General features: G+C 62.6%; 18 protein-coding genes and 1 pseudogene. 12 read left to right on the top strand and 7 right to left on the bottom strand.

Going from position 1 to position 22,865, the window contains the following annotated elements:
* The 5 genes and pseudogenes from AIIKEEIJ_RS32085 to AIIKEEIJ_RS32070 all read left to right on the top strand — a co-directional run.
* A pseudogene (locus AIIKEEIJ_RS32085) lies at nucleotides 1–549 on the top strand (integrase); the annotation flags it as partial.
* Complete coding sequence (locus tag AIIKEEIJ_RS33480; RefSeq protein ID WP_238406544.1) at nucleotides 546–1,061, top strand: hypothetical protein; 516 nt, start codon at nucleotides 546–548, stop codon at nucleotides 1,059–1,061. The pseudogene AIIKEEIJ_RS32085 and the gene AIIKEEIJ_RS33480, both read left to right, overlap by 4 nt.
* A 5-nt stretch (nucleotides 1,062–1,066) precedes the next feature.
* Nucleotides 1,067–1,366, top strand: a complete 300-nt coding sequence (locus AIIKEEIJ_RS33475) for a hypothetical protein (RefSeq protein WP_238406543.1) — start codon at nucleotides 1,067–1,069, stop codon at nucleotides 1,364–1,366.
* Nucleotides 1,367–2,405: 1,039 nt separating this feature from the next.
* A complete protein-coding gene (locus AIIKEEIJ_RS32075) occupies nucleotides 2,406–2,825 on the top strand; it encodes a hypothetical protein (protein ID WP_139281832.1) in 420 nt (139 codons plus the stop codon).
* Nucleotides 2,826–3,403: 578 nt separating this feature from the next.
* Complete coding sequence (locus AIIKEEIJ_RS32070; RefSeq protein ID WP_072812456.1) at nucleotides 3,404–4,543, top strand: TerD family protein; 1,140 nt, start codon at nucleotides 3,404–3,406, stop codon at nucleotides 4,541–4,543.
* A gap of 170 nt (nucleotides 4,544–4,713) precedes the next feature.
* Here the strand turns inward: AIIKEEIJ_RS32070 and AIIKEEIJ_RS32065 are convergent, their stop codons facing one another.
* The 7 genes from AIIKEEIJ_RS32065 to AIIKEEIJ_RS32035 form a co-directional block, all read right to left on the bottom strand.
* Nucleotides 4,714–5,826: a DUF475 domain-containing protein gene (locus tag AIIKEEIJ_RS32065; protein ID WP_072812454.1), complete on the bottom strand. Its 1,113-nt coding sequence runs from the start codon at nucleotides 5,824–5,826 to the stop codon at nucleotides 4,714–4,716.
* Between the two features lie 111 nt (nucleotides 5,827–5,937).
* Complete coding sequence (locus tag AIIKEEIJ_RS32060) at nucleotides 5,938–6,513, bottom strand: TerD family protein (protein ID WP_072812452.1); 576 nt, start codon at nucleotides 6,511–6,513, stop codon at nucleotides 5,938–5,940.
* Between the two features lie 575 nt (nucleotides 6,514–7,088).
* Nucleotides 7,089–7,352, bottom strand: a complete 264-nt coding sequence (locus AIIKEEIJ_RS32055; RefSeq protein WP_072812449.1) for a hypothetical protein — start codon at nucleotides 7,350–7,352, stop codon at nucleotides 7,089–7,091.
* A 39-nt stretch (nucleotides 7,353–7,391) separates the two neighbouring features.
* Entirely contained in the window at nucleotides 7,392–7,613 is a 222-nt protein-coding gene (locus AIIKEEIJ_RS32050) for a hypothetical protein (RefSeq protein ID WP_072812447.1), read from the bottom strand.
* Complete coding sequence (locus tag AIIKEEIJ_RS32045; protein WP_139281831.1) at nucleotides 7,614–8,558, bottom strand: hypothetical protein; 945 nt, start codon at nucleotides 8,556–8,558, stop codon at nucleotides 7,614–7,616. It abuts the gene before it with no gap.
* The gene (locus tag AIIKEEIJ_RS32040) at nucleotides 8,551–12,519 is read right to left on the bottom strand and encodes an FtsK/SpoIIIE domain-containing protein (protein ID WP_072812444.1); all 3,969 of its coding nucleotides are present in this window, start codon (nucleotides 12,517–12,519) and stop codon (nucleotides 8,551–8,553) included. Before AIIKEEIJ_RS32040 ends, AIIKEEIJ_RS32045 begins: the two co-directional genes overlap by 8 nt.
* Nucleotides 12,520–12,963: 444 nt before the next feature.
* Nucleotides 12,964–13,500, bottom strand: coding sequence for a hypothetical protein (locus tag AIIKEEIJ_RS32035; protein WP_072812442.1), 537 nt, complete (start codon nucleotides 13,498–13,500; stop codon nucleotides 12,964–12,966).
* A gap of 907 nt (nucleotides 13,501–14,407) precedes the next feature.
* On the opposite strand from AIIKEEIJ_RS32035, the gene AIIKEEIJ_RS32030 reads away from it, so the two are divergent.
* The 7 genes from AIIKEEIJ_RS32030 (at nucleotide 14,408) to AIIKEEIJ_RS32000 (ending at nucleotide 22,363) form a co-directional block, all read left to right on the top strand.
* Entirely contained in the window at nucleotides 14,408–14,701 is a 294-nt protein-coding gene (locus tag AIIKEEIJ_RS32030) for a hypothetical protein (RefSeq protein ID WP_139281829.1), read from the top strand.
* A gap of 258 nt (nucleotides 14,702–14,959) precedes the next feature.
* Complete coding sequence (locus AIIKEEIJ_RS32025) at nucleotides 14,960–15,550, top strand: DNA-binding response regulator (RefSeq protein ID WP_238071903.1); 591 nt, start codon at nucleotides 14,960–14,962, stop codon at nucleotides 15,548–15,550.
* 44 nt (nucleotides 15,551–15,594) lie between these two features.
* Nucleotides 15,595–16,734, top strand: coding sequence for an ATP-binding protein (locus AIIKEEIJ_RS34175; protein WP_161996678.1), 1,140 nt, complete (start codon nucleotides 15,595–15,597; stop codon nucleotides 16,732–16,734).
* 47 nt (nucleotides 16,735–16,781) lie between these two features.
* Nucleotides 16,782–17,771, top strand: a complete 990-nt coding sequence (locus AIIKEEIJ_RS32015) for a hypothetical protein (RefSeq protein WP_238406542.1) — start codon at nucleotides 16,782–16,784, stop codon at nucleotides 17,769–17,771.
* A 249-nt stretch (nucleotides 17,772–18,020) separates the two neighbouring features.
* Nucleotides 18,021–18,401: a LuxR C-terminal-related transcriptional regulator gene (locus tag AIIKEEIJ_RS32010; protein WP_238071901.1), complete on the top strand. Its 381-nt coding sequence runs from the start codon at nucleotides 18,021–18,023 to the stop codon at nucleotides 18,399–18,401.
* A gap of 1,145 nt (nucleotides 18,402–19,546) precedes the next feature.
* Nucleotides 19,547–21,121, top strand: coding sequence for a hypothetical protein (locus tag AIIKEEIJ_RS32005; protein ID WP_161996676.1), 1,575 nt, complete (start codon nucleotides 19,547–19,549; stop codon nucleotides 21,119–21,121).
* A 393-nt stretch (nucleotides 21,122–21,514) separates the two neighbouring features.
* Nucleotides 21,515–22,363 (top strand): cutinase family protein, encoded by an 849-nt coding sequence (locus AIIKEEIJ_RS32000; RefSeq protein WP_072812436.1) that lies wholly within the window; start codon nucleotides 21,515–21,517, stop codon nucleotides 22,361–22,363.
* The last annotated feature ends 502 nt before the right edge of the window (nucleotides 22,364–22,865 follow it).

Here is a 22,865-nt window from a genome sequence, read left to right as displayed (position 1 = left end):
GTCGCCATCGTCGCCAAGGCCCGCGCCGAGGTCGCCGGGTGGGCGGACGAGGTCCTCGAACGCCGCGACACCGCGATCCTGCTGCTCGGGTACGCCGGGGCGCTGCGCCGCAGCGAACTCGTGGGCGCAGGTCGTTGCCGCGTTCGACACCGGCGACCGGCCCGCGGTGATCCGGCTGCTCGGCATCGCCCCGCTGTTCGACGCGCACCTCTGCCGCGGCTCCCGCCCGCGCACCGCCGCGAACGCACCGCTGCTGCGGGCGATCCGCAAGACGGCAACCTCTCGATCACGCCGTTGTCGGGGGCGGTGCACCAGGCGATCCGCCGCCGCGCTCAGCGTGCCGGCTACGACCCCGAACTCGTCGCCCGGCTCGGCGGGCACTCGCCGCGCGCCGGGTTCGTCACCCAGGCCTACCCGAGATCCTCGCCGAGTCATCGAGATCGCACAGGATTACCCGCATATCAAACACACCACTCCCGCGATGCTCAAGGTCTACGCCCGCGAACACGCCCCCTGATCAACAACGCCGTGACGAACCTCAGATTGTGACCGGCGAACACCTCTGCGACACCGCGGCCGCCGCGATGGACCCCGCCGAAGAACTGCCGGCCCGGGACCGGCACCCATGGGCGCTGTTCATCGACTGGTGCACCGCCTTTGGTTACGAGGTGCTGCCTGCCGACCCGCTCACCGCGGCAAAGGCCGTCCGCGTCAACCCCGCCGCTGTGGCCGCCCAGCGCCGGCGGCTCACCGTCATCAACATCCTGCACACCCGCCCCGGCCTGCCCCCACCGGGCCGCAGCGCCTTCGTCCGGCACCTGCTCGATGCCGCACGCCGCGACCGACTGACTCAGATTGCCGACATTGTGGCCTCGCGGATACCGGGGCTCCCCATCACCGCGTGGCCGCAGGGCCTGTTCGGTCGCCGTGAGCGGTTGCTGTTGGTGCTGGCTACCGCTGGGCTCGGATTCGTCCAGATCAGACGGCCGCGACGTGGGACATCGTCTGCACCGACGACACGGTGCACGTCGGCACCGGTGACGGCCACCGTGTGGAGCTGACGAGTGTGGTCGCTGGTGTCGATGTGGTGGCGGTGTACCGGGACTGGGCCGAGATCCAGTCTTTTCTGGACGAGCATTCCAACACTCGACTGCTCGCTCAGCATCTGTTCGAACCGGTCACGGCAGATGTTCCCGATTGGTGCCAGACGTGGCCGTTGCCGATCGACCGCTGGGGCCACACCCCGCTGATGCCGCTCGCCATGACCTCCCAGTCCGGCGCCTCCGTGGTGCGAGCACACCTGATCGGCCCCAGGGCCTGTGCACCGCCCGTTGCCGATCCGAGCACCACAGCCGGATCTGGATAGGCGGGACGAGTTGATTACTCAGGACGTCACACTGGATCCCGATTACTACGAGCGCGGCGTCGCCGCCCGGAAGCAACTGGGCGACATCGCTAGTGTCTTCGACGAGGTCGAAAACCAAGCTGACACTGTGCCGGGAACGCAATTTGGCATCTTCGCCAGCTGGCCTGGATAAACCGTCGTGAATCTAAGAGCTCCAGAAGCGGCTATTCCGCTCCGTTGGTCGGTCGCTACCGCCGCTGGATTCTACTTACGATTTCGTCTCGAACCAGACGATGGGTCCGTGAGCCCCCCATACAAAGCCGGGCCATCCGCAATTGGCGACGGAGACTTGTCCTGCTCGCACCCAAGCACCGTAAGCGGTGACTTGCCCCCCATACCAAGTCTTGCATCGCGCTCCGGCTCGGACGTATCCCGAGCCGCCCGAGCATTGTGCGTAGGCTCGGTTGTCGGTTCCTGCCCAGAAGTTGCAGCCTGTCACCGCGTTCGCAGCGGGAGCCAGCGCTAGCGGAGCCCCTATGACAGCAGCGCATAGGGCCATGGAGGCGACACCTTGTCGGATCCGCTTCATTGTCTTCATTGTGTAAATCCTTTCTAGTGAGTTGCTCGTAGTGGACCGTATTTCCTGACGAAGGGAAACATCTGCTCTCGTGAGAAATTTCATCTGTTTGGTCGATAATCTGACCTGGCGCCAGTGCTTCGAGGTGGTCTGGCTGAACAGTTCGCAGGCTCCTTCTACATTGATGCCAGCGCGAAGGTGGACTGCTCCGAGCTCACCGTCGTCGGGAAGTCCACTCATAACGACCGTGGGAGAAACCCCATCGGTGACGCTGCTCGGTCCCCGGTCAGCTCTGCCGATGCGTAAGAACCGTATGCAGCGCCCCGGCGAGCTGGACATCGATGGGGTCAGCGGCCAGATGTCAGCTTCGGCCGGGTACAGCGCACGACGGCAGCATTCCATGCAATGTCGCGGCGAGAAGACCGGCTCCTGTGAAATCCTCTATGCTTCCTGCGTCCTGAGCAGATCTACGAGAGGATCCCGATGACGACATCTCAGACGCGGCCGGGGGATATCGCATCTCGTGCGGTGGGGTTACTTCTGCTCGGTCTGGCCACCTGTGCGTTGTTGTGGCTGTTCGTCAATGTTGGCGATAGGCCCACGGGCCGTAACCATGCAACAGGCGAGACGTATCTCCCGGATGGTCTGTACCTCGCCACCGCTTTGTCTTTGTTGATGGCCTTTGCAGTGACAGTAGCATCGGATTTTATCTTGGGGCGCTCCGCCTGGACCGCTTTCGTGACTGGATTCATTGTCGGTGTAATTATCTTCTTTTGGAATATTCCGTGGAGTCAGCTGGACTATGGGGCAGGGGAAATGTTCGGTATCGCCATATGGTGGCTACCGCCAATTCTTGGAACTGTCACATATGTAGGAAAAGCCGTCATAAATGAATTTAGATAGGCGGAAATAAGTCCTTGCGCGGGCTTGGTGTAGAGGGTTTTGCTGAGCGCTTGCATACCGATCGGCGCTAGGCTCTTCTCCGCCGGACGGGCGTGGCTACCACATCGTCCCTCCATGGTCGCATTGGCGAATCTGATCGAGGCACCTGTCTGCGTGGGAGCACCACATCCAACAGCCCCAGAAGGACACTAGCTGGCCTTCTCCTGCTTTTCCCTGCACTTCGGAGCCACACGCGGACCATCGACGGTCATAAGCCGTGGACCAGCGCAATTTCGTACCTACCCGTTGCGTTTGCTCGGGCAATCGGATCCGGGTGCGAATACCCCTAGGGATCCTTTCGAAGTACCACCGATGGCCAGCTTGGGATGCAGTTCGTGAGGGTAGTGACTGCGTCGTGTACGAATAGTTCGATACCACGACCGTTTTCGAGGATCGAAGGGTCCTCCAGAGGATGGGCATCCTGTCGGTGGCCCGACATCGGCCTCGCCGAAACAGGTCGCCTTGATCAGTTCCGTCATGACTTGTAGGCGGCACTGATCGTCCCTCCGAACCGCAATCCCGAGAGGAATGACTGCGCTGTGACCACCTTGACGCGTGGTGCCAACATTGGCATCGACACTGCGGCCACGACCCTTGCCGTCACCGGCACCGCGCCGGGCAGTGTTGACTTGTTCGTTTTCCAGCTCGGTGACAATCGCAAGGTCCGTAGCGATGACGACCTGGTCTTTTTCAACAACCCGCGGTCCCCCGAGGGCGCAGTCATGCTGGTGTCCTCGGGTCAGGTACGGGTAGATCTGCACGCCGTACCGGCGGCGGTGGCGAGGATCGTGGTCGCGGTCGCCGTCGACGGGTCGGTTCCCGGTCCGCTGTCGTCGGTTCCGTCGCTGGCGGTGACGGCCAGTCAGGCCACCGGTGCGGTGGTGACGGCGCCGGCGGTGGGCTTGACCACGGAACGCTCGGCGGTCTTGCTCGAGGTTTACCGGTACAACGGGCGCTGGAAGGTCCGCAATGTCTCGGCCGGCTGGGAGGGCGGTCTGGCGGCGTTGGTCACCGAGCACGGCGTCACCGTCGACGACGCCCCCGCTGTCCCGGCTCCGGCCGCGGCTCCCCCGACGCAGGTGAACTTGGCGAAAGGCAAGATCAATCTCGACAAGGGCCAGCGTGTATCGATGGCCAAGACCGCAGCAATTACCGCCACGGTTTCGTGGAATTCCGAAACCGACTACGACGTGTACGCCCTTGTGTTGTTCCGGGACGGCCACGTCGAGACTGCCGCGCAGTTCGGCACCGCGGACAATCCTTACTTCACTCCGGTCGTCGCCGCAGGCGCAGTCCGGCACTGTGGTGACATCGGCCGGGACGCCGGCCGACGCGGCCGCGCCGTGGAGAAGGTCGAGATCCGGCTCAACGACGACATCGTGTGCGTTGTTCCGGTGGCGTACTCGGCCCAGTCGAACGGAACCGGCTCGTTCCATCGCTACAAGGTGTCTCTCGCCGTGGACAACGGCGCCGGCGATGTCGTCACCGTCGATGCGCGGCACGCGCAGCGGCACGACAACATCTACACCTGTGTACCGGCGATCGTGTGGAACAGAGCTCACGGCGTCGAAATCGATGCTGTCGAACTTTACAGTCGACCGAACTCCGAATACCGTCCGCTACTCGACCACCGCGGCCAACTGACGATGGATGCGGGACCGCTGAATCTCTACAAGTGACGCCCGTTGGCATCGCTTGAGGGCTGGTGGGCAAGCCAGCGAAACGGCCGGCTTGCCCAGCGACCCTCCAGTGATGCCGCAGGGCCCGCATCGGACCGAGCCCGGCGGCATCACCACATTTACCGCTGTCACGACCCCAGAGGGAGGCCGCGGCGTGAACGGTGACGGGGTTACACGGACACCGAGACCCGATCGGCGGTATCGACATCGTCGTCGGGATTGCGGCGCTTACGGGCGATGCTCGAGACCAGGGCGGCCACGATGAGGACGACCCCGACCAGGCCGGTGACGATCTCCGAGACGTGGGTGCCGATCGAGTACAGCAGGATCAAGGCGAGGGCACCGATGGCCCAGTGGGCGCCGTGTTCGAGGTACACGTACTCGGACAGGGTGCCCTGCCGGACCAAGTACACCGTCAGGGAGCGCACGAACATCGCGCCGATGAAGCCCAGGCCCAGGGCGATGATGATCGGGTCTGCGGTGATGGCGAACGCGCCGATGACGCCGTCGAAGGAGAACGACGCGTCGAGCACCTCGAGGTAGAGGAACAGGAAGAACCCGGCCTTGCCGGTGGCCTTGGCCAGCTCGGTCGGACCGGAGCGACCGGCCTGCGCGTCGTCGTGTTCGACGTTGAACAGCTCCCCGAGTCCGTTGACGGCGATGTAGGTGATCATGCCCAAGGCGCCGGCGATCATGACGGTGGAGGTCTGATCGTCCGGGGCGATGTACACCGCGGTGAGCACCAGCAGGGCGGTGGCGATGACCACTTCGAGCTGGTCGAGCTTGCCGATCCGTTCGAGGGGACGCTCGAGCCACGACAGCCAGGTGATCTCCTTTTCCTCGAGGACGAATCCGAGGAAGAGCATGAGCAAGAACATGCCGCCGAACGCGGCGATCTGCGGATGCGCGGCGGTGATGAGCGTTTCGTAACTCGGGGAGCCGTCGGGGAAGTACGCGGCACCGTCCGGCGGCGGGTTCAGCGCCAGATCGAGGGCGGCGACCGGGCCGAGACCGGAGGCGAGCCAGACGATGACCAGCGGGAAGACCAGCCGCATGCCGAACACGGCGATCAGGATGCCGACGGTGAGGAAGATCTTCTGCCAGAACTCGCTCATCCGCCGGAGCACGGTGGCGTTGATGACGGCGTTGTCGAAGGAGAGCGAGACCTCGAGGATGCCGAGGATGGTGGCGAGCAGCAGCGCCTGCGGCCCGCCGTAGAGGAACGCCACCACCAGGGAGACGACCGTGACGGCGAACGAGACGCCGAAAATGCGCAGAACCACAGAACGTGGCCTTTCTGTCTGAGGCGGTCGTCCCGCCCCGCACTGGGCCGAGCGTCGATGCTCAGTGCGCCGGTGCGGCGGCGGGACGACCGAAGGAAACGGTCGCGTCGGTCAGATGTTGACGCCGTAGTCGCGGGCGATGCCTTCGAGCCCGGAGGCGTAGCCCTGTCCGACGGCGCGGAACTTCCATTCGGCGCCGCTGCGGTAGACCTCGCCGAAAATCATGGCGGTCTCGGTGGAGGCTTCCTCGGTCAGGTCGTAGCGGGCCAGCTCGATGCCGGTGTTGCGGTCGACGATACGGATGAAGGCGTTGATCACCTGACCGAACGACTGGCCCCGCTGGACCGCGTCGTGGATCGACACCGGAAAGAAGATGTTCGTCACCTTCGGGTCGAGGGCGATCAGGTCGACGTTGATCGACTCGTCGTCGCCGTCACCTTCACCGGTGAGGTTGTCGCCGGTGTGCTCGACGGCACCGTCGGGGGACTTGAGCTGGTTGTAGAACACGAAGTGCCGGTCGGACAACACTTTGCGATCCGAGCCGGTCAGCAGCGCGGAGGCGTCGAGATCGTAATCGGCCCCGGTGGTGGTGCGCTGGTCCCAGCCCAGACCGACGGTGATCGCAGTCAGATTGGCTGCCTGCTTGGACAGCGACACATTGCCACCCTTGGCGAGAGTAACACCCATGAAATGGACTCCTTCGAGTTGACGGAACCCTCCGAATACCAATGCACTCGCAGGGAACAGAACGGTGAGGCGATCATGCCCCCGCTAGACCACCCAACAGAAGATAAGGGGCCGCTCCAGCTTCCCGGTACCCAGCCCGCGCTGAGTACCGGATTCGAGCGTGGATCCGGTAGCTGCCATAGCCGCATCGATGCCGACAGGACGACGCGGGACCGATTCTACGAGGCGGAATTGGCGCACCCGTTGCGGCAAGGTGCTTCGACTAGTGCGGTCCTACCCGGTCGGAGCACGCATTCCACAGTTGTCTCTTCGGCCGTCACGTTTCGGCTAGGAAGGAAGGTGTGCCGAGCACTCGCTTCGGTGGTCAAGGTCTGAGCGATAGCCGTCACCACAGAAAGCGTAACCACCATCGGTGCCGTGCATGCTCCGACAGCCTCCTTTGGCGCCGGACAAGTGCGTAGCTGGCGACAACTCCGGGTCGAACTTTGAGGGGAGGTGGTATCGCAGCGCACCGCAACATTAGGCCAGCCACAAGTCGCCTCGATACTGAAGGTCACATGGGTTCCTGTCATACTTCAGCGACCCAGGTATTGGTCCAATTCGCGGGCCTTCCGGTCCAGGTGCGCTTTGAGTTGGTCGGCGTTGCGGTCGAATGCATCGAGGGTGCGCAGTGTCGATTCCAGTTCTCGCTCGAACTGATCTTTCATCGAGTCCTTCCACTGGGCGCTGCGCAACGCACCGCGAGTGCGAGCGATCGCCTGCTTGATCTCCCTTTGCGTCCGATCGATGTCGGCGCGGAGTGTGCGCAGTGAGCTGGGATCAGCGTTGACGCCGGCCATGTCGTCTCCTCGGTCTCCGGTGGTTGTCGAGTGTGTTGGTCAGTGCCCGTCCAGGGTGCCCAGGATCCGGTCGATCTCGAGGTCGAATTCGATCAACGACGCCTGAAAACGATGGTCTGCCGCATCGAGGTCGGCCAGTTCCCGGTCTTCGATCCGCTTGAACACCACGTCCCGCCATAGATCTCCTGCAGCGGATTCAGCGGCGCGACGGCGGTTGATGTTCTGGGCATGGATTTCCCTGCTGCGGTGCAGTCGGCTCATCTAGTCCACCACCTGGCCGGGAACAGAATCTAGACCCAACCGTCGGGCTACCCAGACGCGGTGGAATCCATTCGCGATACGAAAGGTCCCGTTCACCTGTCGGGTGAAGCGTGGAGCTTCCGACGCACCGAAGAATCCGGTGTAAGTGTCGGAGTAGCTGCGATTGCCCATCAGTCCATCGCGAGTGTCCCGATCTCGGAAGTAGTCCAGGCTCTTGCCACGAGCCAGTGCTGGCAGGACAACCTGCTGCAGTGCTGTGAATCCCCACTCGAGATCCTCAGGAGAACAGTCCATCTTGAAGTCCTCCGGACCTCCCACCCGGCTGTCCGAATCATCGATCAGCGCCAGCGGCACCAGCGAATAGCCGTCAGGGATGCCGGGCGGTCTGTACACGATGTCGCCCGTCGATTGACCAGGACCGCCGGTACCGACGGACCAACCGCCCCCGGTACTGGCTCCGGACGACGTGTGGCGGCCCCCACCGCCGAACGCCACCGTATGTCCGCCCCCCGGGCTGGTGTGCAATGCGAATTGCTGGTATATCCCCAAATCTGTGGCGATCTGCGCTAGTCGCCTCTGTGCCTGGTCGTTGACATGCGACACCGCGGATCGATATCGGGCACTGTCCTGGTCGTATTGCTCCTTAGCGACCCGGAAACGCTGCAGACACCCTTGGGCGACGGTCAGCCGCACCTGGGCTCGGTTCACCTGCCGTCGTTCGACGCTACAGTCGGCGTCTTCGCCGCGCATGCACGCCGCATAGGCGTCCTCGGCCCGCTGTAGTTCGAGCCGGCGCCGGTCGAGTTCGGCATCGATGTGCCGGAGCACGGATGCGGCTGCGGACGCCGCTGCCGCTCTGACCTCATCACCGACGCGGGTGTAGCTGTTCAAGTCGGCACCCAATCGAACTACTGCGTCGGGGTCGACATGCGCCGCGTCAGACATCGCTCGTATCCGTCGACTGCTCCGCCAAGGACCACAGCCACTGCGTTGTCTCCACAAGGGTCTTATCCGGAACGGGATCCTTCGGAAGACTGAACCGACGAGTCACAAGCTGCCGACCAGTGTCGAAATCGTCGTACAGGAACTGCGCCGGAGTCAACTTGGCGGCGGCTGTGGAGTCGGCCAGAACCCGCGAATCGGACTCGTTGAGCGGACCGAGTAGCTTGTGGGAGAACTCGCGGGCGGATGCGTGGTCGAACCGCCGCTGGAATGTCGCGTATCGATCTGCCCACGCCAGGACATGCACCCCTACCTCCGGACCATCCCGCAGGATCGCCGCCAGGATCTTGGATGGCGACTTGTCGTCGTAGTCGTCGGGATTCAGGTCGCGTGCTCGCTGCAGACCCGGTAGTACCAGCACTCGGCCACGGCCACGGAAGTCGTTGAGGGCATGTCGCTCCATGACCAGCTCATTGAGTTCGGACAGCAGGGACGGGAACTGACGGCTGTGCGTCAGACGGGCGCCGTACGCAGTGAATCCCTTGAAAACCTCGTCCCATGGTGAGGCCATCGCGGCGAAGTCGACGGCGTCGACGGTGATGCCGGTTGCCAACAGTGACGCCGTCATCAGTGCGAGCGAGTCGAGCGCATCCGGACTGATTACCAGCATATTCCCACCGGCGGCACGGGCAACCCGCATACACACCGGGTCAGCCAAGGACATGGGAGCACCCACGGGCAACACCAACTCGCCAATGGGCGATGAACGAGTAAATAGCGACGATGGCTGATCTGTGATCGGCGCTTCAGCATTCCCTTCGAACACCACTGGCCGGCGGGTGAATCCACGCTGTTGGGCCAATGCGTGCAGGGCTGAAATTACGTCCTCCCGATCCTGTCCCGACCAGTACGCGCATTGGAATCGGTTGTTTGCATCGCGCACTCCTCCCTTGGTATTGATGATGCCCTCGCCGGGCTTGTCGAGCAGTTGAGCATCTACATTGCCGTCTGCGAGAAGAAGCTCGGAGTCTTTCGACGAGCTCGACAGAACCAGTCGAGTCTTGATCTGATCAAGGGCCACACGAATTTTCTGGGCGCTTCCGGACACGGATTGAGACGCAAGGACTGCGTGAACGCCGAAGGCACGTCCTTGCCGGATGACCCGTTCGATCAGCGCCGCAGCCTTTCGGCTGGCCTCGTCTTCTTCTTCCAGCATCATGTGGAACTCGTCGATGACCAGGATGATCCGCGGCAGTTGTTCGCCGGACTGACTCCGGTAGGTGCCGAAATTGACCTCTCCGCCGCCCACTGCTTTGAAGAGTTCTCCTCGCTTCTCGATCTCCTCGTCCAGGCTTTCGAGGACGCTGATACCGAAATCACGGTTGGTTTCGATCGCCACGATGCGAGCGTGAGGCAACAGCCCGGCTGCGTATGGTTTGAACTCCACGCCCTCTTTGAAGTCGATCAGGTAGAACTCGAGTTCTTCCGGCGGGTACTGCATCGCCCAGCCGAGAATCAAGGAGTGCAGCAACACTGATTTTCCGGAACCGGTACGACCGCCGACGAGTGCGCCTGGAAAATCCCCGGAATCGATGCGCAGTTCCGCAACATTTGAAGCGCCCATGCGCCCGAATCGGGACACCGCAGCATTGGCGGAATGATCGCTCCACCAGGTCTTCGGATTGTGGGGATCGGCGATGACCTGGTCAGGTCGAGTCCCCTTGGCAGCGGCGCGGTGCGCCTCGGCCTGTGCGAGTGCGTATACCTTGGCCGGGTCGACTTGCACGTTCGCCGCAGCGTGCATCTGGCGTTCGATATGTGCAAGGAGATCAGCCAACTGCTGCTCGGTAGGCGGGGTGTCCGATGTCAGCTGCCAGATGATGTCCGACAGATGCACCGGTCCCTTTCTGGATCCACTGGTCGGAAGACCCAACGCTTGTACGATCTCCGGGTCTCGGCCGCTGGTCATGGCCGAGGCTAATGCGCTCAGTTCTGCTGGTTTGACGGCCTCGTGTGGTGAGGTGGCCGCTGGGACAGTGGCAAGGAGGAACACACCGGCCCGCCGGCCGACGTCAGCCAGACGGCGTAACCTGGTCAGGGCCTCTCGGTCCCAGTTCTCGCCGTCCTTGGAGAACGATTTTGGATGATCGAACAGCAACACCAGCCGGTACGGCTCGGCGACCTCACCGGCCTCTCGATTGTAGCTGGTCAGTGTCTCGTGCGTGCCCTGTAGGTATTTCTGCGTTACGAACGCAACGTGGTTTTCTAGTTCTATCAGCAATTCGCTGATGTTGTGGCTGCCCCATATCTTGTCCCCGAACACCTTCGGGCCTGCATCCCCGAGACCGTAGAGGAAATTCAGGGAAGCGCCGAGTTCAACAGGGTCGACTGCGTCGATCTTGACCCTTCCGGCCGGCAGCAAGGCCAGCATGTCCAACACCACGTTTTCGACGATGCGCCTGTCGTCCGTGACGAAGCCGCCGCATTCGTCGAGATCCACGATGTAGGGAATCGAATGGACTGCCCGGGACAGAGGAAGGTCCGTGCGCTTGCTCAGTGTGGTGGAGGTCGAGCGGCCCGGATTCACGCCCAGGTCGTAGTTGACGGAAGTGGCGGCGACCTGTCCGAGCGGAAAATGTAAGGTGCCCACGCCGGTGGTCAATGCAGTCGCGGCGACATCCGACAGCCATACCGGGCGGATCGTATGGTGTGGGTGAGGCAGCGTCGCACGGGCGCTGGCTTCCCAGGTGCGAATCGCTGAGTGTCCCGACGACTCGGCCTTGCGCACAAATGTCGAGAACTCGTCTTCGTAGATGGCTTGGTGTCTGCGTGCAGTTTCATCTTCGAGGGTAGTTACCGCCCTCTTGTAGGAGCTGAGCAGCGCGCGGGTCGCGTTCACCAGCTCTGACATCAACGTTAGGCGGTTGGCCTTGAGCAAGACGGGTCCGGATTGGACGATTTGCTGAATCAGCGCGTTGCCTTCGTCCGTCCATCGGTCTGGTGTTGTCGGCGCGTTGGTGTTCGGATAGTCGCTCAGCTGATCCCACCCATTGGGAAGTTTGCTTCGGTACTTGTGGTACAGGGCCGATCGAAGAGTCTCCATCGTCTTGCTGAGCTGCTCGGAGCGACTGGAGTATGTGTGGTCGAGGGCGGTGATCCGGCGGTCGATTTCGGTCTGTGGGTAGGTGCTGGCTATGACCTCGACCAGCCGTGTGAGCATCGATGAGATCTCGGTCAGCCGACGCTGAGCGGATATGTCGACGTCCAAACGGCGGGCCCGTTCGACTAGCTGCGGTTCTGCTGCGGGCCCAACCACCGGGGCGCTCCGCGCTTGCGGGGCGACGGCCGGTTCGGGAGTGATCGGGAGTGGGGAGGCAGCTGGCGAGGAGTCGAGTGGTCCGGCGGGGCCATCCTGATGTGCGGGTGTAGAACTGATTTGAGGATCAGCTGGGGTGTGCGGTGTGACGTCGGGGGCGTCCTCGATCTCGATTCCTAGATCCTTTGCTGCCCCGGCCAGTCCATCGTCATATCCTTGGCCGACGGCGCGGACCTTCCACTGGTCGTTGCGCAGGTACAGTTCGACGGCGATTACCACGGTCTCGTTGTGTGACGGTGCGACCAGGAACCGAGCAAAGGACTCGGAGGTGTCGGCTCCGGCCGTCACCAGGCGCACCTCGAATGCGGGAACAGGTCGGTCATCGGCTGACAGCAACACAACAACCTTTTCCGCGTCGGGATCGGCGCGTCCGAGTTCGCAGTCCAGGGCGGTACCGGCCGCTATGAGTGCGATTCCGGTGGGATGCGTCGGCGCGTTGTAGAACACGAAGTCTTCGTCCCGGCGGGCCTTGCCGTCTTTCCCGACTACCACCGCGGAGACGTCCAACGGCGTTGCCGCTGTGATCGCCACGCGCACAGCGGTGCCGGGGAGAGGCATGTTCTGTCCCTTCACCAATTCAGCCAGCACATGCCCTCCTAATTTGCGCATCAGCAGCCCTGTGATGTTAGCCGTCCTCCCGGCAGGGGGGTGTCCATCGATCGGTGAATTGCGTATTGCGGAGCCGTGAGAGTGTGTCGACAGTGGGATTTCCTGCGGCTGATCAGAGACCACATGACCGCGAAGCTGAGCGGCGTCTTCGCCCCCTACCGGCGCAACATCCATCGAGATGGTTGACAGCCGCATCCGAGCGCAGCCTCTTCGGCGGCGAGCGAGGTTTCGGCACGCACGCTCCACTCGATCATGTTGTTGCTGACATCGCCACGGATCCTGCCGCATCCGCGGCAGCCCCCTCACGTACCAAGCGGAGGTGAGAGTGCCAGTGGGTCTATGAGAAAGACCCACGGGCACGATGCGAGATGGTGGCGGCTCCGATGACGGCCTTTGGCCACTGTCCCGGAGACCGGTCGAAGGTCACACGATCGGACAGTGGACGGTGTAATCCCAATCGGTGCCGCTGAGACCGGTGACACGGACCAATACCGACGTCGCATTCCCAGCCGGCACATTGATCATTGCCGAACCAGTTCCTTCGTTGACGTTGTCGCCGATATAGCCGGTGTTGTGGAGCAGGGCTCCTTCGTAGAAGACCTCGATCTGGTCCGGGACGTCGTAGGTCTCAAAACGCAGAACGAACGACGTCGGCCCCCCTCTACCGAGCTGATGCACAGTGTCGGTGATGCCTTCGCCGCCGGACAGGGTCGATTCATCGCACCGTTGGGTCGGCGCAAAGAGCCCGCTACTGCCACTGCCGACAATGCTGCTGCCGAGGTCGACGACGCTGCTGCCAAGGTCGACGACGCTGCTGCCGGTATCGCTGCTGCCAGCGCTTCCGGTCAGCGGGCTCGTAGACGCCGTGGCAGGAGCAGCGACGGAGGCCGCGGCCAGAGCTACCGCGATGCCGACCGCGTTGCGGACCCGGACGTACTGAACTGCTGATCTGCCTAACATATTTCCTCCGCAACTCGCTGGCCACACGCTTTTCGGTCACCATGCTCACACCAATGCTGATCGCCGGACATCCCCCGTTCGACCGACATGTGCCGATCCACAAGGCATATGGTGAGAAGCACCGCAGTTAACAAACGACTGGCCGGCCGGAGTTCTCCCGGCCGAAATATGACGCCACAGAGATTAACGTCAGCGCGCGACGCTCACGATCGTGAACAACCTAGGGAAGTCAATCCCGACTGGAACAGTCCCCCGGTGACCACAGCGACATCGGCGAACACCCACACCAGCGGCATGCTGTCGAGGTTCTGCCTGCGCTCACCACTCTCGTGCGTAGCTGCGACGACTACCCATTCGGAACTCGCGCAGATCCAGAAGGGACTGGCAACTCGGGTGTTCTCGGCACGCCAACCCTCATTTGGTTTGTCCGAAGATGGTCTGCCCGAAGACCCCGTCGCGCTCGAACCGCCTACTACAAGTTCGAGTCATTCATCGCCGCGCCCACCCGCAGGTTTCGGTAATTCATTGGACACATGTGTCCTTGCGTGTCACCCGTTCGAGCGATAGCGCGTTTCGGTATACGAGTGTGAAAATCATAGCTGTATCGGTCTATGTGAAAGGGGATCAGAATGAAGTTCTTGCGCAGGATGGGTCGGGCGACGTGCCCACGTTGCAATGGAACGGGTGGGCACAGTGATTTCGGAAATTGGGTCAACTGCGCGGCGTGTAAGGGCACGGGGCAGAAATAGGACGTGAGTGGGGCCCGCGGATTTTGCGGGCCCCGCCCTCACGAGTCCAAGCAACAAGTTTGTCGGGCTGTCCCTCCGATTCGCGGTCCCGCTAGCTTGATCTACTCATCCTAGGTCGATCAACCGCCATTCGCCGTGCGAGCGCAAGGAGAATCGTCATGGATTCCACGGAATTCCTGCTCTACTGGCTTGTTTTCTGTACCGTCTATTTCTTGATCAGCATCCCTGTCGTGAAGAACTATTATTGGAAGAAGCACGGTGTTCCGATCAAGATTATCAATGGTGGTTGGAATGCGTTCTTCAGCGGAGCAACGTTCCTGATGAGCATCTGGCCGCTAATTCTTGTTCTTCCACGGTACAAAGATCCCGAACCGTGCCGCCATGTCGAGCATGTTCGTGCACGTGCCGAATACGCTCGACTTTCAGAGGCATACGCGCGCGAGCGGAGGTAGCCGCGGAGTCTCTACGTCGGCGCCATCGTCGATCCGGTCCGCGGCGGTAACTGCGACGGTGTACGTGCGCCGCAACCCCTTCGATTCGAGCTACATGAGGGCGGCGATGAAACACTTTCGGTGCGGGAGGCGATCAGAGTGTTCGTGAGAATCCGACGTCACGACGGTGACACATGCCTCTCAGAGCCACTTCGTCGACTGCCCCGCCGAATCGGCGCCGTCGAGGACCACGAATCGGTGGTGTCGGGCTTGTCGGCGATGCTTGCCGACCAGGCCGATTTGACGCTGGTGGCCTGTGCCCCGACTGTCGACGAGTTGTTGGCCGTGACATCCGATCTCGATCTAGTGATTCTCGACTTGCGGCTGAGCGACGGTTCCTCGCCGACCGGGAACGTGCAGCGGTTGACCGCGGGCGGCATCGGAACTCTGGTATTTACCGGCGGTGAGGACCCGTACCTGGTGCGCTTAGCAGCGGCGGCAGGGGTACTCGGAGTGGTACGCAAGTCCGAGACCAACGCGGTGGTGGTGCAGGCGATTCGCGCTGCCGCCTTCGGTGAGCAGGTGGTCACCACCGACTGGGCCGCCGCCATCGACAGTGATCCGGCGCTGTCCGAGGTCGGGCTGAGCCCCCGGCAACTGCATGTTTTGGAGTTGTACGCCTCCGGGGAGACGACGGAACGGGTCGCCCGCTTGACGGGTCTGGCAACGCCGACCGTGACCGAGTACCTGCAACGAATTCGCACCAAGTACGCCGAGGCCGGTCGCCCGGCACCGAGCAAGACCGACCTGTACAAGCGAGCGCTCGAGGACGGTTATCTGCCGATCCCCAGACGCCCGGACCGGCGATGACCGTCGGAGACGCTGCGGGTTCGGAGTCCTCATCGGATCGAATCGTGCGGGCCTTCGCGCAATTCATCGGTGCCGGCTACATCTTCTATCTGCTGCTGTTGCTTCCGAACATCATCTCCTTCGCCGGCTACCTGTGGACATGGTGGACGCCGGTGGCGGTGGCAGTGGTGTTCGGGTCCGGTCTCTGGCTCGGCGCCGCGGGGGTGCGCGAAGGCGCGGGCCGGATTCGGACGGTGGCCGCGGTCGCCGCGACGGCATACATGGGAATCGCACTGACGTGGCCGTTGGCGTGGGTCGGGCCGCCGAGTCCGGATCGGACCGGCTTCTGGTTGGTGCTCTTTCCCGGACTTGCCGCTCTGGCCGCAACAGTGGCATGGCCCGCCGGCATCGCGGTCGGATACCTGCTCGTAGCCACTGTCGCGGTTCAGGTGTTCAACCACGGCTCGCATGTGGGCCGGGTCAATGGCCCCCTCCTCCCGGACATCATGTTCGGATTCATGTTCTGCCTGCTGTTCGTGGCGGCGGCCATCATGGCGCTGCGGACGGGACGGATCCTGGACGACACCCGGGCCACTTCGCACGAAGCCGCTGCCCACGCAGCGCGTGCCGCCGCCCGGCTGGCCGAACGCAAGCGGTTCGGGGCGCTGATCCATGACCATGTGATGGCGACATTGTTGTCGGCGGCCCGCCTAGGCGCGGGCCCGGCGGTGTCGCGTCAGGCCAAGCACGCGATCGTGCGTTTGGACGAGTTCCGGAATCCGGCACCAGACGACGACTTTGATGCCAAGACCGCCGTGGCGCATCTGCGGACGTCTGCCACGGCGGTCGCCCCTAGCATCGCGGTTCGCGCGGATCTCGAACCGCAGGCGATGCCCGCATCGCTGCCCGCCGAGGCGGTGCGCACGATCGGCGCCGCCGTGAGCGAGGCGGTCCGCAACAGCATGCTCCACGCCGGGGAGAAAGCCGAGCGCTCCGTTAGCGTACGTATTCGACCGGGACAACTCAAGGTCGAAGTCCTCGACAATGGCAGGGGGTTCGACGTGTCTGCGGTGTCACCACATCGGCTGGGGGTCGCGGTCAGCATTGTGGGGCGCCTGCGGCAGCTACCCGGAGGCGACGCCGTCGTGGAGTCGCAACCGGGCAGGGGGACGCGGGTGCTGCTGTCGTGGCGGGCAAGCGAATGAGACGGCCACCCGCGGATGGGACCCGGGATGTGCGGGAACTGTTAGGCATGCACACCCGCACCGCCCTCGTCCTGGTTGCCTTCTACGCCCTTACCATAGCGGTGCTGGCGTACACCTTCCGCGACGGCATCGAGCCGTACTGGCCCGTTGCGCTGGCCGTGGGGGTAGCCAGCCTCGGAGCACTGTCCTTGGTGACGGTGCCCGGCGACCCGCTCCCCCTCGCAACGACGGTCGCGCTCGCCTGCATCGGGCCCGGCACCTCGGCGATGGTGTTCGCGGTCCTGCCCGTCCCCATGGCCCATCACTGGCAGACATGGCCACTCAGTGCGGCCACAGCCATCTACACCTTCATGTGCGTCCGCGGCCGCACACTCGCGGCGTGGGTCGGATTCCTGCTGATGATCGGAGTCTGCATAGTGTGGGCGGCCGCCACTGGACAGGGCGGACTCCACGGGCTGGCCATATCGGTGATCAACTTCGCACCGCTGCTGATGTCGACCTTCTTCGCGCTCACCATCCGGCCGATGGCTCGCACAATCTTCGAACTGCGCAAGCGATCCCTGCACAATGCCGCAGCCGAAGCTGCCGCCGACACCATGATGCGCGAGCGCGACGCACAACTCGCTCGTCTCGACACGCTCGCCCGACCACTCCTCGACCGCATCGCCACCGCCGACGAACTCGACGAAGCAGACCTGTTCGAATGCACCCTGCTCGAGGCTCAACTGCGCGACAGTCTGCGAGCACCCGCGCTCACGGCCACCCGCGTCGCGGCCGCCACCCGGGCCGCGCGCAGCCGCGGAGTCGAGGTCAATCTCTTCGACGAGCACGGGCTCGACGAGGTGACCACCGACATTCAAGACAAGCTCCTGGCAGCGATCACTGCCGAAATCGACACCGCCCGGACAGGGTCGATCACTGTCCGCGTCCTACCACCTGGACGGCCGAGCCTGGCGACGGTCTTGACCAGCGCCGACACTGGCACACGTCGGACCGAGTTCGGTCAGGACGGCCACGCGCGCCCACCATCCGATTAATTCATTCCTCGGTGGCGCGTGTATGTCTCTGCGGCGGTGGAGAATCAAAGCGAATCGGTTCGGTGGGCAGAGCGGAACCGAAGATGGTGTGCGGCCGCCCCGGAATATTGTTGTTTTCTTCAAGTAATTATGACCGTGGTTTGCAGGTCGAGGAAGATCGGTCTGGTCGCGCACCTCCCGGCGACATACGGTCGGACCTCGAAACCAACTGCCCGAAGAGGCATGCGGCATACCCCGCGAGGAGATACCGTGACCAGCACACTCGACCACGTCCCCTATCGAAGCGTCGCAGAACGCGCGGCCCTCGGCGGAGAGTTGGACGCGTTGTATCCGCCACCCACTCCGCGGTCCCCGGCAGTGCTTCGATGCCATCCTCCGCTGTCGCATCGACAGACGAGCGTCCTTCGCCCCAAGCTGTCGTCCCGCGAAGTCGAGGTTCTCCTCGAGTGGCTGCGCAGCGACTCCAAGGGCGTTGTTGCGAGCCGACTGTATGTCACCGAAAGCACGGTGAGCACACACCTGATGCGGATCCGACGGAAATACGCCCTGGTAGGACGCCCCGCCTCCACCAAGGCGGCACTCGTAGCGCGGGCCGTGCAAGATGGCCTGATCGCGCTCGACGAACTCTAGCCGCCGACTCCTGAAGAAATGAGCCTCCAACCCTCCCCTGCCGACATCGTCTACGCGACCGTCCTCGGATCAGCACCATGGGTCTCGCTCCTCGCGCTCGTGCGGCCCCACCCCGATGCCAATCCCGCAGCATCCTCTGCCGGACCCTCCACATCGGCTGCACCACTGCGAACGGCAGGCACGGTGCAGGACGACATCATCGACCTGGTGTCCAAGGTGCGGCACCAGCCTCTAGACGATGCGATGCGCCAGTCCGCCCGAGTACTCCTGATGGAACTCCGAAGTCGGTGACCCATTTCCGGTTCGGCGCCTCGGTCGTGAAATCACGATCGACCAGGTCAGACGCACGTTTGGTCTCCTTCTCGCCGGGAATCGTGGTGCGGTACCGACGGCCGCGAACGGCTCCGGATAGCCCCTCGTCGCGCATGAGTCGGTCGACGGTGCACGCCGCGACCCCGTGGCCCCGCCTCCGTAGATCATGGTCATCTTCCGTCGTCCGTAGAGGCCCTCGGCAGTTCCGACGGTCCCACGCAGGGCGTTCGTCAGGTGTGCGTCGGTGACGGTGCGCTGCGAGGGTGGGGCGGTTCCAGTTCCGGTATGTGCGTGGGCCGACCTGGACAGCTATGTGCGTGGGCCGACCTGGACAGCGCGCTCGGTGAACAACACCGCTCGCTCACGCTGCTCGGCAGGGTGACGCTTGGACACGATGTGCATCCTCTCCCAAGAAAGGAAGCGGCATCAAACCGCATCAAACCTGTGACGGTTCAGACGTCTTGGAGTTGAAAGTTGTGTGGCTGGCTGTCCGTACCCAAGAACGTGAATGCTGGCCTACGCCAGCAGAGGCCGGCGGTGCACCGCCGAATTTGGTTGTGAAGTCGTTAGCTACCCTGTCCCCGTCCGCAACTAATAGCGGACTCCACAGGTTCACGCCCGAAATTGCACTGAGGCGGTGGTCGATCTGCGCGGAGGAAAGTGCACTTGGGGGACCCTGTCGCCGGGCGGTCGCGGGAAAATTAGCCGGGATCCGGTGCTAAGTGGTTGGATTTGCAAATTGCGGTTGATTTACCGGCAGCCTGCCAGTGGGCCACGGATCCCGAAAGGCCGTCGTCGATGAGCATAATTCGGTTCTGATCGTAGGAGGATCTATGAGGTCGAAGTGGCTCGGCAACTCAGCGCTGCCTGCAATCGCCGTTGGTGTCGTCGCGTGTTTGCTTGCGTCGTGCTCATCCGAAGTGGCGAGCCCCCCTGACAGCGTGACGGTCAGCGAGGGCGGCTTCGAGGTCGCCCAGGGACCGATGACGATCACCGGGCCGGCCGGCGTCGCGCCCATCGGCAGCACAGTTACAGCCTCCTCATCAGACAAGGCGCTGCCGAATGACGTACACGAGATGGTCGAGGTTTTCAGCGCTCCCGTCGAGGTAAAGATCGACAATGGCAACACCCAGCCGGCCGTCCCCGTGACCTTCTCGTTCAAGCTCGACGGCGCCGAAGCACAAAGACAAGTCGACGCCGGCCACATACCGGTCCTATTGCTACAGTCCGAGGGAAGTGATTCAGTCGACGTACTCGAAGCGACTTGGAACCAGGACACCCAGACCCTCACCGGCCAAGCTCCCCACTTGTCGTTCGGATGGCCAGGATTCCTGAAACCCGATGCGATCATCAAAGAGGTGGGCGCCGCGTTTACGTCCGTCTTCGGCCTCAGCTTCCCGAAGCCGGACTGTGTCGGAGAGTCCGCTGACTTCACGTCAACCTCGTACACAGTCAGCCCAGTATCGGGCGATGTGGCGTGGACGTGTATTCGGCTCAACAAAGCCGCTCAGGAGGGCACGCTCGGCATCGACCTCTACTCGAATTCCCCGTACATCTGGAAGGTACAGACCAATCCGGACCCGATAGAGACTTCTGGGAGTCTGGGCGATGCCGAAGCGATTCCGGCTGTCGCCCTCTACAGGGAGATCTTGGACAACGATGCAGACAGTGACAGGATTCTTCTTCCTGGCCAGTCAATCTCGCTGGACTTCGGACAGTACAACATGTCACCTAAGTCTGGCGTACTGAGCTACGACCTTGGAGTCTATCTGGTTGGCCTCACCGGCTACGGCATCGGCACCGTGATGAGCAAGTTCGCGCCTGGGAAGTACCAGCGAATTCTCGAAGACAAAGCAGCGATCCAGTGTCTGATCGATTTGAGCGAGACCTTCAATGACCTGCAAGGGGGCCTCACAGGCGCTCGCATGGGCGATCTAGTCAAGGGTGTCATCGCCTGCACCGGAGCTGTCGGCGGATCAGTTTTCGGAGCCATTACTGGCCTGCTTGGCGGCGCCGTGATGGGTCCGCTGGCATCGCTGGTCAATCCGCGACTCGCTGCGCAAAGCGCCAGCTTCGAGGTAATCCGCACCACGACTGACCAGCCTGCAGCCGCTGCCACGAACGCCGGAGCTCCTGGCCCCGTCGTCCAGAACACCCGATGCGGCCAGATAACCGACCCGCGGAGCGGCAACACCTTGACCGTAACTATCAAGTCCTCAAACGTTCCACTCGAATGCAGCGAAGCTGAAGCGACCTTCCGCGAACTGCTCGCCACGATCAACGACCGGACCTGGCCTGTGCGGACATACACATGTGGTGTCCTTGGTGCTGGCGAGCAGGAACAGTACGGCTACGTCATCACCTGCGACGACGCTGCAAGGGGCGCGAAGATCGTCCTCGGGAAGTGATACGCAATGTATCCGTAGGGCCACCGTTCACGTCGTATCGATTGTTCCGCCGATTAGCATGCAACCATCTTCACCACGTACGCGAGAAGCCCACGATGAACCGCAGGCACGCCTCGTCGAGATCAGTCAGGCACGAGGGCGCCATAGGTGTTGACTTCGGGCTGTGAACGGACTCTGAATAGCGATCGTGTCTCCGCCAGTCTCCCAGAGTTCCCTATCAACAGGTTATAGTCCTCCGAACAGCTGACAGGGCAGCAGAAACCGAACGAATCTGGTATCAATGTCCAACAGCCCGGTCGAGACAACAATCGATTGGGTCGAACTTCTCTCTTACTCAGAAGAATTCCAAGTTCTGACGCCGTCTTGCTTCGCTCGACAGAAGGAGTCACCGAAATGCGCTTCAGTCAGGCGAGCAGAGCCGGGCTACTCATAGCCGCCCTGGTCGCTTCCTTGATGTCATGGTGGGCCCCGTCCGTTGCCAACGCTGCGCCGGACCCTGCTAGATCGTCCATCAAGGAAGCTTGCAATAACGCGGACTTCATTCTCATATCTGCACGAGGATCTGGGGAAACTGGTGTAGGCGGCACCATGTGGTCCGTATACACAACCATGGCGGACCATATTTCTCGGACAACGAACGGAGCATCGAAGCTCAACCTGGTCAACGTGGATTATCCTGCCCGGCACGTGTCGAGTGCTGCTCTCGTCGCCGTGGGAAGCAACTCGTACTTCGACGGTATCGCCGACGGTTTCGTCAAGACCTCACAGTACCTACAGCAAGTCCAGACGTTGTCGGAGTGCTCGCACGTAACCGTATTCCTCGGCGGATTCTCGCAAGGGGCAATGGTGATGCATCGAATAATTCAAGCCTATGACCCCTCGCAACTCGCCCGATTTCACTTCCTCTCCGCGATCCTGGTAGGAGACGGCGACCGAGTCGCGCACGATGGAACACACAACTTTGGAAACGCTGATCCCGGTATCCAGGGAATCGGGCAGGCATTCCCCTTCCTCTCTGCCAGCAAGCCGGATCCGATCGACATAAACAATGACACTCCTGTCTTCAGCGTGTGCAACGCAGGAGATCCGGTATGCGCACTGTCAGTCCGAATACCGCCATGGTGCCCGAGTTGCGCCGGCGCATATACGGCAGCCGCGATCATGAGGGGAATCGCCGTGCACACCTCCTATGATCGCTCCGCGGCGTTGGCGCAAGCGGCTCGTGCGGCGACCTTTCGCTAACCGAGGAAGGAAGTGACCGCTATTGAGGCCACGCCCGTGGCGAGGCAGCACGTTCTCGCTATCCGCAGTTCCCCGCTGGACGTCGCCGGGTCGGTCTCTCTTCCCGTCAGGCATGGGACCCGCATAGCCAGCAGTGGAAGCAGATGAAGGTCGCGCTGCCCCTGGCCGCAGGAAAGCCCTTGCGGTTGGTACCTCGTTACTGGGCTCGTCCGACACTGTTGGTGTCCGCAGGCCGCTACTACGACACAAGTGTGCTCAGCCTCGCTCAGGCAGAACGGAGCATGGTCACCCTCGGTGGCAAGGTCCTCAAGACGCCGAAGGACCTGCTTCGCACCCAGCCCGGCCTCAAGCGTGGGTGAAGCACCAACCTGGCCGTCACTCATCGAACGCACAGCCAGAATGCCGATCTCGTCGCGGTATTCCGGGAATTCGTCCACACGAAGTGGGGGGATGGACCGCAAGCAGCCTGACCTGATCGTGACGTGGCCGCCTTACAGCCCGT

Source organism: Rhodococcus sp. YH1 (assembly GCF_009939605.1).
GTDB classification, from domain to species: Bacteria; Actinomycetota; Actinomycetes; order Mycobacteriales; family Mycobacteriaceae; genus Rhodococcus; species Rhodococcus aetherivorans.
The sequence above is the reverse complement of the archived record's forward strand: the minus strand, read 5'-3'. Positions and strand labels throughout refer to the sequence as shown.